This is a genomic window from Selenomonas ruminantium subsp. ruminantium ATCC 12561 (genome assembly GCF_000424065.1).
In the GTDB taxonomy this organism is placed as follows: Bacteria; Bacillota; Negativicutes; order Selenomonadales; family Selenomonadaceae; genus Selenomonas_A; species Selenomonas_A ruminantium.
This window is the reverse complement of sequence record NZ_KE384126.1, coordinates 82,812-97,369: the sequence shown is the minus strand read 5'-3', so window position 1 is coordinate 97,369 and position 14,558 is coordinate 82,812. Positions and strand designations below refer to the sequence as shown.

The window sequence follows — 14,558 nt, the reverse complement described above, 5'->3', positions numbered from 1 at the left end:
AATTACCAAACCTTTCTCAGCATGACCGAGGCAGAAACATCCTTGTCGTGGCTGCCCTTTTGCAGCTGAACATCACCGCCGAGTATCCAGCCCTTGGCAAATTCATTCTCGCCGCCCAGCGACAGCACCAGATGCGTTTTATCCTGATTGTTCTGCAAGGTGTAAGCATGATTGGCATCACCCTCATAGCTGAAATTCAGCTCTGGGTCTGCGCCTGTGAACGCATGTTTTACGCCCAGTCTTGCCGCATAATGTCCATGCAGGAATTGCCGTTTGAACTCCACGCCCAGCTGACCGGCAAAATAGTTATTGCGTTTTGCCTCTACATGCTGATTATAAATTCCTGCGCCTGTTTCGGCATACGCATCCTGCTTCATGCTGGAATACTGGAGATTGATGTACGGCGAAACGTGCCAAATCCGTTCCGGCTGCAAATTATGCTTGTATTCGCCACCAATTTCAACGATATTGGCATCATATTTTGCCTCAGCTCCCAAGCCAATGGAGGACAGATTTCTGCGCAGTTTGTTGCGAATTTTGCCACCATCAAGATAGATAAAGGCATCATCAGCATTTCGATGATAACAGCCATAAACACCAAAGCGGGTATCATAAATATTGCCGCCGGCATTTTTTGCCCCCAGGCTCGTCGCATTATAGCTCACAAAAAAGCCCGTGCGCCAGTTGTCGCTGACTGCTTTATCATAACCGCCGGAAATTGCCTGCCCGTGATAATCCGCGCCGCCCTTCAAGTCGCCCCAGTTTTTCGTAAATTTCAGCCAAGTATTGTTATCTGCCTGCACGGGGAGCTTCGCCTTCACCGGCACGGTCAAATTATTTTCGTTGTCCGCATCAGCTAAATTGTTTACCGGGATTTGCAAATCAACATCCCGCACGGAAAAAGCGGCTGCTTGTCTGTCGGCCAGCACGCGATTGACAACGCTACTATTTTGCGCCGCGCTCATCAGCTGCGCTGCATCCGTATTGCCGATTTGGTCGAGCGCCTGGCGGGCCTTTTCGGCATCCAGATTGTAAACCGTCCGCAATTCGGCTTTCCGGCTGTCGCCTTGCAGATTTGCATTCATATTATTCAAGGCATTGAACGTCTGTGTTTGTTCAGCCGTCAAGGCGCCCAGATTGTTTTCCGCTTTTGCCGTAACCGAAATTTGCTTGCCAGAAATTTCGCCTGCCGCGCTCATCATCCCGGAAACGGGTGTATACGTTGCAGAGTTTTTCAATTCGCCTGTAATATTGTTCGCCGTCAGAACAGTCATCTTTTCATCCGGCAACATATTGGTCGCCACAGCGGTTGAACCTTCCACATTGGCGTTGCCGTTCACCACGATATCGCCGCGCTCACCACCGCCATAGCCGCTCAATGTACCGTCAGAGACCAAATCACCGTTAATCGTCATGGATTTGTCGCTGTACGCAGAACCAATCGTGCCATGATTGTAAAATTTTCCCGTTGTGTCGTCCGTGAATCCATCCGCCATTTTGGCGCTCATGTCATTAACCGTAAATGTTCCGCCGAAAAGGCCTGCGTCTTTTGCCGAAGTTACATTAACCACATCTGCCGAACCGCCGTAAACGAGATTTCCATTGACGTTTATTTTCATATTGTCCATGCCGTCAATATCGCCGTCATACTTCATCGTATTGTTGAAATTCAGTTTCGTCACCAGGTCGGGAATGTATTTGGTGTAAAGATATTCGCCGCCCTTGTATTGAAGTTTCAAACCTTCCAGAGATTTTGTAGTTTTGCCGTTTGCGTCAGTTTCTGTATACGGCGTTTCATAATCATAAAATCCAATATAAGGACTGAAATGTTTCCATTGAGAAGTTATTCCGCCTGTAATTTCTGCGCCGTCATTTATGTTAATCGTGTCAACAAATGATGACATATCAATATAAATTGCATTTCCTGCATTTTCGGAGTCCGCAACAAGTTTTCCTGAAATATTTACAGTGTTGACCATTGGAGCGTTTAAATCGCCGTTTTCTTTATCTGTAAAACTCCACAAATCATTTGCGCTACTGATTTCATTCAAACCAAGATTTTTAGCCTTTACAACTTCATTATTTAAAGTACCTCTTGTATATCTCATAAAAGAACCGCGATATTCAAAGTCTGAGCCGAGAGAATTTGAACCGAAATTAAAGCTCAAAGCATTTCCGCTTTCACCTGTCGCTGTAACTGTTCCGTCAATATTCACATTGTGATTTTTTCCGTAAGCAATTAAAACGCCGTCGTTATAACTGCCGTCCGCATGAATTTCTGTATCTTTTGCAACGGTGATTGTATTATTTACGCCGTCCACGCGAACACCGACTGCACCTGCGCCGTTTGTAAAAATATCTCCTGCTTGCGTGATATTGTTATTCGAGCCGTAAATATGCAAACCGATTCCGAAAGTTGAATTATTATAGCCGTCAACATATTCGCCGTTTTCGCGCTTGGAAAATCCTTGATAGTTCGTCAAAGTCAAGCCGTCGTTATAAATTGAACGTCCGTAAAAATTTTTTCTGTCAATGTTGTAGCCAATATCTTGCAAAAGTGCCAATTCAGCCTCCATAAAATTTACATAACTTCTGTAATTTTGGTGGCTCATCATACCTCTTGCCAATTCGGTGTGACTAAATTCAGGATAATAAACAATTTCATTATTCTTATATCCCATAGGATCCCATAAATTTATCGGAATACCGCTGATTTGTTGACCGTCGGCACGCGTAAAAGTTTTTCCGTCCAAAACTTCAGTAACATTATCTCCCGCGAAATAAAGATAAATTTTTCCGTCTTTTTTCGCATCACTTGAGCTTGGTACTATAAAAGTTTTTTCAGAAGTTAATTTTTCTCCACCATCCGGAGCCGACTGATTGAAAGCAGAAATATCGTCTTCAGATGACAAAATTACCTGCCCCGGTTTAGGTTGTTGTCCATATTGATTATAAAGATGCGCCGTGAAACTTTTTTCACCAAAATTGTTAAAAACCCCTGCGCAATAATTTTTACCGGACACAACATCTAAAATTTTTTTGTCGGCACTTATTCCCAAACTGTGACCGATTTCATGGTACATAACAGCAGAAATATCCGTTCCAATAATCGCTTCAGGCGTAGGATTTGCATAATACGCTGTATTAATCCAACCGTAATTGCCGTCATTTGATATATCAGGCGATAAATATTGCCCGATAATAATTTGTCCTAACGCATAACCATTATCTAAGTTATTCTCAAGGTCATCAATATCATTAAATTGCGGAACAATTTGCCCGCTCTGGAAAATGTCTGCAAAATTGTATTTGGATTGAATAGCATTTGCGCCGGCATTTCTGTCATCATTAGTTCCGACAAAATATTGCGCAGGTTGAGAAATATTTGCGCCGGGTCCTAAAATTTCTGCCCACCATTTGAAAGCCTTATTCAAGCCGCTTTTAAGGTCGCTTGATAAATCATAATTGAGAGCTGTAGTACCATTTCCTTTAAAAATACTTGCTCTTGCTGCGTTGTAGTCGCCCACGCCGTAATATTTGACATTGAAAAGCGTTTTGCCGTCCCAACCAATATCAAACTGCTCGGCTGCCTCAGCAGGCTGCGGCAGGACAGTTCCGCTGACACAGATGCCTGCTGCCACGGCATAGATGATTGCTTTTTTCTTCCTTGCTGATAAAAGTTTTTTCATTGTCTTCGCTCCTTGAAACGCCCTTTTGCTTTCCCCGTTATATGGAATAAAGTCCTGCTGATGCTTTCCAAGCGCCAGCAGGGCTCATTTTCAGACTAAAATTTCCATTACCAAATACAACCATACTTTTGGGGTTCCGATGGATTCAGCTTCTGCCCATCAATAAGAATCTTGTCCGCAGGCTGCTGACTGTCAGTAGTGCCATTGATGATTTTATGCAGGGGCATATCCTCCTGATTCATCTGCGGCAAGGTCTGTATGTTTGCATTTTGCTCCATAGAAGCATAGCCTTTTAATTTTTTATTTTGGGGGCTCATAGCAGCGTCTCTTGCTACTGAACCACCTGCCACGTTGTCCAGTTCAGCGTCACCCATGATTTTATTTTTCAGTAAATCCTTATTGGCCATTTTGCTTTCCTGCTTTCTTACTTTAGTTCCTGTACTTATTTTTACTGCTACTAAAAACATAGACAAAAGTGTATATGTCTTAGAAATATTCCTTATTCATCGTGCTCGCGCTCGCCACCCCGAAGGACAAGCTACTAGCGTTTGTATAGCATTCCAAAGGCGTAAATTCCCGACTAGCCATCGGTACATATATCGGAACTTATGTTGTTAAGCTACCCGATATTCTTTAGCATCTCGCAAATTAAGCGAAGCATTGTAATCTCTATCCGCCGTATAACCACATTCGGGACATACATATACTCTGTCTTTGAGTTTCAGACCTTTGTGTATATGTCCGCATGAATGACAGGTTTTAGAACTTGGATAGAATATATCAACTTCTCGAAATTCAATACCTATTATTTCTGCCTTGCGTTTTAGTTTTGCTAACAGGTGGTTGAATCTCTGCGCCGCTACAGCTTTTGCCAGATGTTGATTCTTCATCATGCCTTTAACATTCAAATCTTCCACTGTGATGAAGCGTGGTTTTTGCTTCACTATTTCGTGAACTGTTTTGTTTTCATAATCCTCTCGGATTCTTGTTATACGCTGATGAAGTATCTGTACCTTTAACTTTTGCTTTTCTATGTTTGCAGAGGCAGTAGCAGTCTTACCACCTTTCTTTTTTCTAAACTCATATTTACGGCTAAGGCACCTCTGCTCTCTCCGAAGCCGTTTCTCCAGTCTTTTGACCTTTGAACTCTTATTGATATTTTTGAATACTTTGCCATCACTGACGATAGCAAGGTCTTTCACGCCTAAATCTATGCCTACACCCTCTGTCACTTTATGATAGGATGCTTCCAAATCCTTGTTATACTTGGATTTTTTGTCAATATTCACCACAACGGAAACATAAAACTTTCCAGCCACATAAGATACTGTACCATTGGTGACTTTAGCACCCACAGGCAAATAGCCAAACTCTTTAAGCCTGACTTGTTTTAATGTGGGTACCATTAGTTTTTGCCGCCATATCGTCCAGTCGCCTTTATTATTCTTCGGAAAATACAGTTTCACATCCTGATTGACTTTCTTTTTGAAATTCGGAAAACCAGATGTGCCAGAGAAGAACCGCCGAAATGCCTGTTCAGCGTTTACCAAGGCTTTCTTACGGGCCTTAGAACCGCACTGGTCAATCCATGGCAGTTCTTTTTTTAGCTTGTGATTAACGTACTTGTCGAAATCATTGGCAGTAACAAAATGCTTCTGCTTTTCGTCAAGTATGCCACGCTGATACATCTTATAAAGATGGCGGTTGTAGGCTATGTATTGGTTATACAGGAACCTTGCTACACCTATAGAACGGATAATTTTCATTTTCTGTTCATTAGTCGGGGCTATTTCCGTTCTGAACGCCTTTAGCAATATTCTCATCCCCTTCTATTTGTTTTTTGTATTTCTGTAAGCCATAGAGCCTGCAAGAAAATACATGAAGTATACTTACAATATCCTGTACCAGTTCTTCCTGCGGTGATAACTTTTCGTTTTTTACTACTACTATCTCAACATTGAATTTGTTACAGAATTTCTCGAACCAGTCAAAACCAAATCTGACGAACCTATCTTTGTGAGATATCAGTATCATTTTTACTTTGTTTTCCATGACTTCGCCGAGCAGTTGATTCCATTTCTTGCGATTATAGTTTAACCCACTACCATAATCACGGATAATTTCGTCAGCAATTAAGCCCTTGGCATTCACATAAGTTTGTAAAAAATCAACTTGATTCTCCAAATCATCAGTTTGATTCCTGGTTGATACCCTAGTGTAAATTACAATCTTGCGGAAATCTGCATCTTTTCCAATCCCCTTAAATTGTAAATACTGGTCGTAAGTATAATATCTCCGATTAGTCGGGGTTCTGTTTGCTACAAGCGTTCTTTCTCTGTCCCAGCGTTGAAGCGTCTTAACTGTGACATTAAGTAGCTCGGCAAATTCTTTAGGTTTATAATTCGTGATATTTGATGTATTCATGGTTTGTAATCCTCCATAAACACATTATATCACTAATATACACTTTTGTATATAAAATCAGTTACTTAAGACTTCTCCTTCAAGCCGGGGAATTTCTGCTTCAGGAAATCAACAAACTCTTTTTGGGTAAACTCTTTCCCGGTGCTCTTTTCCGTGTAGGTGTTTGCCTTGGCAAAGATGAATCCTCCATGGTCATGTGACTCAAAGCCCAAGTCCGAAATGGCTTTACGCATTCCATCAAAATTCACACCGCCGAGCCCGTTAAGCGTTCCTTCTACCCCAGCCTTTTTCAGCATTAGTGCCACTTCCCAGCTCTGGTCATAGGTACCGCCTGCCACGTTGTCCAGCTGGTCATCCGTCATTGCTTTTGCCTTTAACTTTGCATCCATTTTGCCTCTTCCCCTCTGCTTCAGCCTGTTCGTGTTTGTTATTCCATTCTTCGCCACAGTCCGGCTTTACTCCTTTTTCTGCCTTACAATCCCAAAGCGTCCTTTAATGGATCCAGTTGACTGCCACGGATAATCTTCGTATTGTTCTCCTTATCAAAGTTTGCCCAGAACTGCTGGCGGCTGATGGTGTTGCCATCCTTATCGGTGTAGATGTTGCCTTTAGCCAGGCCGCCATTATCTACATACCCGCCATAGCCCAAGTCATGCAGCTTGTTCCGAACAGTAGCGCAGCTGTCATATTCACTATTCAAAAGACCGCGCTTGTAAAGCTCTACGCTGTCAGCTACCGTCTCTACAATCGTGCCGCCAGCTACCCCGTCAAGTTCCTCAAAATTCATTTTTTTGCTTTCTTTAATCGACATGATTAGTCACCCTTTCCTTTCCATTGTTCCTCACAATTTTGCAGAATCCTGCCTGTACCTGCAGCAGCTACCCAGTCCAACTCATCCTCGTCCAACCGGGCGGCAGCCCATTTATGGCTCTGCTGCGCTGCGTTATCCTTGCGGTGCATGGTCAGCAGCTTAGTCAGCAGACTTTCCCGAACGGAATGACAAAGGGAAAAATCGAAGGTACCCAATTCCTGCTCCAATTTTTCTTCCGTCATGCTCTATCACTCCTTTCACGATTGTTACGATTTCTCTCCTCGGCCATTTCCCTTTGTCCTTTATATCCCCGAAGCTGGAAAAGTGTTACAGATTTTTTGATATTTTTTTTGACTCCTCACCGCAAAAAAAATTACCGTTGTCAGCAGGATTTACACTATTATTGTTGAAATTCAGAATTATTGATATATCAACAAATCAAGGGAGGGAATAATCATATGTATTTAGGAAAACAAACCGGCAGTTTTTTGGCTGCCGCAGCGCTGCTGACCAGTCTTTTCTTAGGCGGCTGCGGCAGTCAGGAAGAACCTCAGGCCGGCAAGGCACAGGTCAAGGCGATGAAGGTATTGCAGCAGGATACGCCGGTGGCCTATAACTACCCCGGCCATTTGCAGGGCAAGGAAGAAGTACAGGTACATGCCCGTGTTTCGGGCAGTGTTCTGGAAAAATACTTTAACGGCGGCGATTATGTTTACGCCGGCCAGCCGCTTTACAAGCTGGATTCCCGCCAATATGAAACGGCAGTGATTTCTGCCCAGGCGGAACTCAGCAAGGCCGAAACCAACCTGCGTCATGCCCAGGAGGAACTGAGCAGATACGAAGTTCTGTGGAAGGACAGAGCTGTTTCTGAACAGACTCTGACCGACAAACGTGCCGATGTGGATGGCAATAAGGCAACAGTAGCCGCTACTCAGGCCGCCGTGCGGAAAGCACAGGAAAATCTGGATGATACCATCGTTTATGCTCCGATGAGCGGCAGAGTGTCCGTAGATGATGTAGCCGTGGGAACGTATGCAACCGCCGGTACGACCAAACTGGTAACCGTCGGCACTATGGACCCCGTCGATGTACAGTTCAGTGTCAGTGAAACCGAATACCTCAATCTGCTGGCTGAGGCTATGGAAACCGGCGAAGATATCCGCCATGATAACACGCCGCTGCCCAAGATTAAAATCAACCTGAGCAACGGCAAGGAATATCCCTTTGAAGGAAACATCGTTACCGCCGACAGAGCCCTGTCCACCAATGCAGGTTCCCTGACCATCAAGGCGACCATCCCCAATCCCCAGGGCATTTTGCTGCCGGGCATGTTTGTGCAGGTACATCTCGTCGGAGTCAAGACGACCAATGCCCTGCTCGTTCCCCAGCGCGCTGTTCAGCAGCTGCTCGATGAATCCTTCGTACTGGTCGTAGGTGCAGACGGAAAATCCGTCTCCAAAAACGTCAAACTCGGCGAAAAAGTAGGCAGCTACTATATTATTGAAAAGGGACTTGACCCCACAGATGTTGTCATCGTGGAAGGTTTGACCACGCTGCGGGCCGGACAGGATATTGAGGTCACCACGGTAACACCTGAGGAAATGGGTTTCTCCACTACTGAATCTACGGAAATCACGGATAAATCGTAAGGAGGCGAGGAAAGTGTCACGATTCTTTATTCATCGTCCCATCTTCGCCATCGTCATCTCTATTATCATCGTCATTCTGGGGGTACTTTCCGGTCTGAGTCTGCCTGTGGCCCAGTATCCGCAGATTACGCAGCCCACGGTCAATGTGAGCACCATCTATACGGGAGCTAACGCCAGTGTTATCAATCAGGCGGTAGCTCAGGTCATTGAGCAGCAGATCAACGGCACGCAGGGCATGGCCTATATGAGTTCGAGCTCTGATGATACCGGCACTTACAATCTGGATGTAAAGTTTGACCTGGGCACCAACGGCGATATGGATTCGGTGCTGGTGCAGAACAATGTCGCCATTGCCACGTCCAGCCTGCCTTCTGATGTTCAGTCTGCGGGCGTTACGACCAAAAAGGCATCCAGCGATATGTCCTATATGTTTGCGCTTTATTCGCCTAACGGGACATTTAAGCGCACCTTTATCATGAATTATGCGAGCATCTACATCATTGATGCCATCAAACGCATTAAGGGCGTAGGTGATGTCAGCACCTTTGGCTCGGATTATGCCATGCGTATCTGGCTTAACCCTGACCGCCTGTCGGATTTAGGGCTGACTGTCGGAGATGTTGAGGATGCCATTAAAGAGCAGAATGTACAGGCTCCGGCAGGTACTATCGGGCAGATGCCTGTGCCGGCCAATCAGGAAAAGCAGTATACAGGCAGCGTACAGGGACGCCTTACCACACCGCAGGAATTTGGCAATGTCATCTTAAAAGCCAAACCGGATGGCTCCTATGTATTTCTCCGGGATGTTGCCCGTATAGAAACAGGTGCCAAATCCACGAACATGGTTGCCGATGCCAATGGTGCTCCCTGTGCCGGATTTGGTGTCAAGCTGACGGATGATGCCAATGCCGTGGAAACCATCAGTGAAGTCAAAAAGGTATTGGATGAAGCCGCGCAAAACTTCCCCGATGATTTGGTATTTATCCCCGTTATCGACAGTACGGAGTATATCAACGAATCCGTCACGGAAGTAATCAATACCTTTAAGGAAGCCCTGATGCTGGTTATCCTCATCGTGTTCCTTTTTTTGCAGAGCTGGCGGGCCACGCTTATTCCGGTGCTGGCTATCCCCGTATCCCTTATCGGCACCTTTGCCAGCTTTGTGGCGCTGGGTTTCAGTATCAACACCCTGACGCTCTTTGCCATGGTACTGGCTATCGGTCTGGTGGTTGATGATGCCATCGTCGTTATCGAAAATGTGGAATCCCATATGAAAAAAGACGGCTTAGGGCCGGTGGAGGCAACGGAAATCGCGATGGATGAAGTGCAGGGGCCGGTAGTGGCCATTGCCTTTGTCCTGTCGGCAGTATTTATTCCCTGCGCCTTCCTGGGCGGGACAACCGGCGTACTCTATCGCCAGTTTGCCCTGACCATTGCCGTATCCATGGCGCTGTCGGCTTTTATTGCCCTGACGCTGACTCCGGCGTTATGTGCATTGTTGATGAAGCCCCATGACCCCAATAAAAAGAAAAACATTCTGGATCGTTTCTTTGATGGCTTCAACAACTGGTTTGAACGCACGCAAAACCGTTATGTAGGAAAGGTGAGCTGGTTCATCGGCCATGCCAAGGTCAGTGTGGCCTCTCTGCTGATAATCTGCGTTCTCGCCGGGCTGTGCTTCAAACTGCTGCCCTCAACCTTCGTTCCGGACGAAGACCAGGGATATTTCCTCGCTTCGGTTACCATGCCGGAGGGCACCTCTTTGAATCGCACCTTGGAAACCATGGATGCGCTGAGCGGTGAGTTCAGCGAGATTCCCGGTGTCAAGAACGTCATGAAAATTGCCGGCTATGATGTACTGTCTAACGGCAATAAGGCCAATGCCGGTACATTCTTTATCAGCCTTGATTCCTGGAGTAAGCGGACCACTTCCGACCTTAGCATTTTCTCCATTGTCAACAAGGCCAATGAACTGCAGGCAAAACATCCGGAGGCTCAGCTTATGGCCTTCCAGACGCCGTCCCTGCCCGGTCTTGGCATGGTGGGCGGCTGGAGTATGGAACTTCTGGATATGACCGGTCATACGGACAAGGAACTGGATGCCATCACCAAGGAGCTTTTGGCAGCAGCCAATAAGCGTCCGGAACTTGCCGCTGTGTATACCACGTATTCTGTCGAGTCACCCATCTGTAAGTTTGATGTGAACCGTGAGAAAGTAAAACAGCTGGGCGTAGACCTCTCCGATGTATTCACGGCTCTGCAGGTCAATTACGGCGGCAGTCAGATAAATGACTTCATGCAGTTCGGACGCAACTACAAGGTTATCATGCAGTCGGATGCCCAGTATCGCAGTGAAAAGGAAGCCTTGAAGTTCAATTATGTGCGTAACCGCGAGGGCAATATGGTTCCTCTGGACAGTCTGCTCACGCCGAAACTTTCTACGTCTACATCCATCATCTCCCGTTTCAACGGCACACGCAGCATCAGCATTCAGGGAAGTGTCGGTGACGGTTACAGCTCCGGACAGGCCATTGCCGCCATGGAAGAAGTAGTACGGCAGACAGCACCGGCAGGCTTCAATATCGAATGGTCGGGACAGAGCCGCGAGGAAAAGAAATCTGCCAGCTCCACCGGTCAGGTTATGGCCCTCTCGCTGGTGTTCGTCTTCCTTTGCCTGGCGGCCCTCTATGAAAGCTGGAGCGTTCCCTTTGCGGTACTCCTCACGATACCCACGGGACTTTTTGGAGCCTTCTTTGTGCAGTACGCGCTTTTGATGCTCGAACTCAGCTTTGGGCATTTCAACCCCGGTTTGCAGAACACGGTCTATATGCAGATTGGTGTCATCATGATTATGGGGCTGGCGGCCAAAAACGCCATCCTTATCGTGGAATTTGCCAAAGTCCGTGTGGATCATGGCATGGAGCCGGTAAAAGCGGCGATTGAAGCCGCAGGGTTGCGTTTGCGCCCCATTATTATGACCTCGCTGGCCTTTATCATCGGCTGTCTGCCGCTGGCCATGGCACACGGTGCCGGTGCAGCTGCCAGAAACAGCATGGGCACAGCCGTTGTCGGCGGCATGCTCTTTGCCACCTGTCTGGGGATTTTCCTGATTCCGGTACTCTACGTTATTGTCGTTTGGGTTGCGATGAAACTTGCAGGCAAAAAGGCAGATACCACGCCGCAGCTTGACACACCCGTAAAAGAATCATGATAAACGAGGTGAATACAGATGAAAAAATGGCTTACCCTGCTGATGACCACACTTTTGTTCTGCCTGATGACGGCCACCGTCTTTGCAGCCACCAGTCCGGAAAAAATCAATAAACAGCGGGCCGAAATCGACACCCTGTCAACTCAGGCGCTGCAAAGGTTGTACGACAAGGTTCCCTCCGCACAAAATGTCATCAAAAACTGCTATGCCTATGCCACACTGAGCAATACGGGCATAAAACTCGGTTTGTTCGGTGACGCGCACGGCCGAGGCCTGGCAATCAACAATGCCACCGGTGAAAAGGTCTACATGCGCATGAAAGAAATGGGCATTGGCCTGGGCCTTGGGGTAAAGGAATACGATTTGATTTTCGTCATTGGCACAGAAAAAGCCTGGAACTCCTTTATCTCCGGTGATATCAAATTTGCCAGTTCGGCGGAAGCCTCGGCCAGTGACGGCCAGGCAGGCGGTGCCGTCGAAGGTGCCTCCATTGCCGCCAATGGCGTCTGGGTATACCAGATAACGAAAAAAGGCCTGGCTTTAGACGCTTCGATCAAAGGAACCAAAATCTACGCCGATAAAAAACTGAACCAACGCTGACAACCTAAAAAATGGGGTGTGATATATTCGTCACACCCCATTTTTCCTATGCCCTCTCAGCACATGGATTCTTACGGCTAATTTTTTTTACACACGTTCTGCCAACAACTCCCTGAGTTTTTCTCTGGACTGTTTCAGCGATACCCGAACGGAACTGGGTGCCATGCCCAATTGCTCCGCTATTTCATTTGACTTCATATCCAGCCAATAGGTCATTTCCAGTATCTGCCGCTGTCGCTCCGGCAGTTTTTGCAGTGCAGCATACAGTTCCATGCTGCGCTCTTTGCTAAGTGCTTGTTTCTCCGGAATTTCTCTATCGGGGGCAGCGGGGTCAAAATTTTCTTCCCAAGGCAGATGCATGGTCACTGCCTTGCTGCCATAATGTTTGTTCAGAACATTCTGCGCAATGCGGAACAGCCAGGTCGAAAAAGCACCTTTTTCCGGGTCATATTGAGACAAGTGCTGATACATACGAATAAAAGCGGTCTCCACCAGTTCATCGGCCAGATGACTGTCCTGCGTTTTCTTTAACAAAAATTGATAGACCCGCGGAAAAAAATATCCGTAAAGTTCCGTAAACGCCTGTTCATCATAAGCAGCCCGTACCGCCATCTGCCCCCAATAGTCCATCGGCTTTTTTCCATTCATCATGCCATTCATGGGTCAGGCTCCTCCTCTCCTAGCTTAGCTGCTTTTAAAGCCTGTTCTGCTGAAGCTCCTTTTTTCTCTGCCTGACTGTATTGCAGGGCATCAAAGCCTATCGGCACTCCCATGGCCTTTTCCAAAGCTGCCCGGCTGAGATTGTACTGATAGAGAGCCGTCATATAGTTGGACTTAGCTCTGGTCAGTTTCTCCTGTGCATTGGTAAGTCCCAAAAGCACATCTACCCCTTCTTCATAGCGCACCTGCGCAATGATATAGCTGTCCTCAGCCTGTTTGACCGCAGCCTCCGTTTCATGAATGTTCTGCTCTGCTGCCTTCATATTGAGAAACGCCGTACGTGTTTCCAGCTGAATTGCTTTTTTTACCCGCCGTGCTTCGGCTTCATAGGCATGGATAGTGGCTTCCGCCTGCTGGACATTTTCTGCCGTAACCCCGTTATCAAAGATATTCCACGAGATATTCACCCCCGCCTCCCAGGCATTACTGCGCTCACTGCGAAAAGGGGCATTGCTGGCAATGTTCTGACTAGCCACCGCTGATACCCTGGGACGATAACCGGCCTTCGCTGCATTTTTCTGCGCCTGGGCAGCCTTGATATCGTATTCCGCCGCCAAACCATCGGGACGGTGTTGCTGCGCATAGGCCTCGCAGTCTGCCAAATCCTTGTCATACGGTTCATAGGTAAAAACGTCCAAAGGCTCAATATTGGTATCCTGCGGCAGGCCCACAATGCTGGCCAAAGTAGATTTTGCCACTTCCACCGACTTTTCTGCATTTACCAGATTTTGATGGTCATTGGCAATGTTTACCTTCATCATGAGCAGGTCGGCTTCTGCTACCGCCCCTTCCTCAAACTGCGCCTGAATGAGGTTCAACTGGGTCTTGCCCATCTCGACCGCTTCACGGGCCACCTGCGCCAGGTTTTCCAAATGAATGAGATTGGCATAGCCTTCAGCGGCCGCATAGCGCACGGATTGACGGCTGTTTTCCAGATTGAGGTCAGCACGGTTCAACTGATAACGTCCCGCAGCAATCTGCCCCTCCAGCTGCCCGCCAGTATAAAGGGGCACAGTAAGGCTCCAGCTGTTGGCAAAAGTATTGCGGTAAGGATAAGAACCTACGGTTATCGGGCTTCCCAAAATCGGATAGCCACTATCTGAAATATATACAGGTCTTAAACTGCCTGCATGCGGATTGCCATAAAGGTCATGAGCATCATTTGCCGACTGGTAGTTCCTGCCGCCAATCCGCGAGGCCTGCGCATTCCAGCTGACCACCGGCCCCTTGCTGCGTCTTGCCGCCCGCAGATTATGAACAGCCGCCTCCCGCCGGGCATCAGCTGATTCAATGCCTTCATCGCTATCCAGTGCCATGCGAATGCTCTCAGCCAAAGTAAGGTGTATGGAGGATAGTTCTTCTGCCCCACAGACCTTTGCCGAAAAAATAACGGTGCAGCTTATGATACTGGCTAAAAATAAATTCTTGTTCAACGTATAGAGTTTCATTGGGTA

12 protein-coding genes are annotated in these 14,558 nt (G+C 47.0%); 3 read left to right on the top strand and 9 right to left on the bottom strand.

Features of this window, described 5'->3' with window-relative positions; translation table 11 throughout:
- Positions 1–2: 2 nt before the first annotated feature.
- From G598_RS0115415 to G598_RS0115385, 7 genes are all read right to left on the bottom strand, one after another.
- Complete coding sequence (locus G598_RS0115415) at positions 3–3,689, bottom strand: autotransporter outer membrane beta-barrel domain-containing protein (RefSeq protein WP_026767672.1); 3,687 nt, start codon at positions 3,687–3,689, stop codon at positions 3–5.
- A 107-nt stretch (positions 3,690–3,796) separates the two neighbouring features.
- A complete protein-coding gene (locus G598_RS0115410; protein WP_157833377.1) occupies positions 3,797–4,156 on the bottom strand; it encodes a hypothetical protein in 360 nt (119 codons plus the stop codon).
- 147 nt (positions 4,157–4,303) lie between these two features.
- Positions 4,304–5,455 carry an RNA-guided endonuclease InsQ/TnpB family protein gene (locus G598_RS0115405; protein ID WP_245582834.1) on the bottom strand — a complete coding sequence of 384 codons (1,152 nt, stop codon included), beginning with the start codon at positions 5,453–5,455 and terminating at the stop codon, positions 4,304–4,306.
- Positions 5,456–5,465: 10 nt separating this feature from the next.
- Complete coding sequence (locus G598_RS0115400; RefSeq protein WP_169534997.1) at positions 5,466–6,098, bottom strand: IS607 family transposase; 633 nt, start codon at positions 6,096–6,098, stop codon at positions 5,466–5,468.
- An 80-nt stretch (positions 6,099–6,178) separates the two neighbouring features.
- Entirely contained in the window at positions 6,179–6,502 is a 324-nt protein-coding gene (locus tag G598_RS0115395) for a hypothetical protein (RefSeq protein WP_026767668.1), read from the bottom strand.
- An 83-nt stretch (positions 6,503–6,585) separates the two neighbouring features.
- On the bottom strand, positions 6,586–6,924 hold the full coding sequence (locus tag G598_RS0115390; RefSeq protein WP_026767667.1) for a hypothetical protein: 339 nt from the start codon (positions 6,922–6,924) through the stop codon (positions 6,586–6,588).
- Positions 6,925–6,926: 2 nt separating this feature from the next.
- Positions 6,927–7,166: a hypothetical protein gene (locus tag G598_RS0115385; RefSeq protein ID WP_026767666.1), complete on the bottom strand. Its 240-nt coding sequence runs from the start codon at positions 7,164–7,166 to the stop codon at positions 6,927–6,929.
- A 216-nt stretch (positions 7,167–7,382) separates the two neighbouring features.
- On the opposite strand from G598_RS0115385, the gene G598_RS0115380 reads away from it, so the two are divergent.
- The 3 genes from G598_RS0115380 to G598_RS0115370 are packed head-to-tail and all read left to right on the top strand — an operon-like array spanning position 7,383 to position 12,384.
- The gene (locus tag G598_RS0115380) at positions 7,383–8,573 is read left to right on the top strand and encodes an efflux RND transporter periplasmic adaptor subunit (protein ID WP_051180410.1); all 1,191 of its coding nucleotides are present in this window, start codon (positions 7,383–7,385) and stop codon (positions 8,571–8,573) included.
- A 13-nt stretch (positions 8,574–8,586) separates the two neighbouring features.
- Positions 8,587–11,784 carry an efflux RND transporter permease subunit gene (locus G598_RS18265; RefSeq protein ID WP_051180408.1) on the top strand — a complete coding sequence of 1,066 codons (3,198 nt, stop codon included), beginning with the start codon at positions 8,587–8,589 and terminating at the stop codon, positions 11,782–11,784.
- 18 nt (positions 11,785–11,802) lie between these two features.
- Positions 11,803–12,384, top strand: a complete 582-nt coding sequence (locus G598_RS0115370) for a lipid-binding SYLF domain-containing protein (RefSeq protein WP_026767664.1) — start codon at positions 11,803–11,805, stop codon at positions 12,382–12,384.
- An 87-nt stretch (positions 12,385–12,471) separates the two neighbouring features.
- Here G598_RS0115370 and G598_RS18810 read toward each other — a convergent pair whose 3' ends face one another.
- A complete protein-coding gene (locus G598_RS18810; protein ID WP_026767663.1) occupies positions 12,472–13,044 on the bottom strand; it encodes an RNA polymerase sigma factor in 573 nt (190 codons plus the stop codon).
- Positions 13,041–14,552, bottom strand: a complete 1,512-nt coding sequence (locus G598_RS0115360; protein WP_026767662.1) for a TolC family protein — start codon at positions 14,550–14,552, stop codon at positions 13,041–13,043. Before G598_RS0115360 ends, G598_RS18810 begins: the two co-directional genes overlap by 4 nt.
- Positions 14,553–14,558 lie beyond the last annotated feature (6 nt).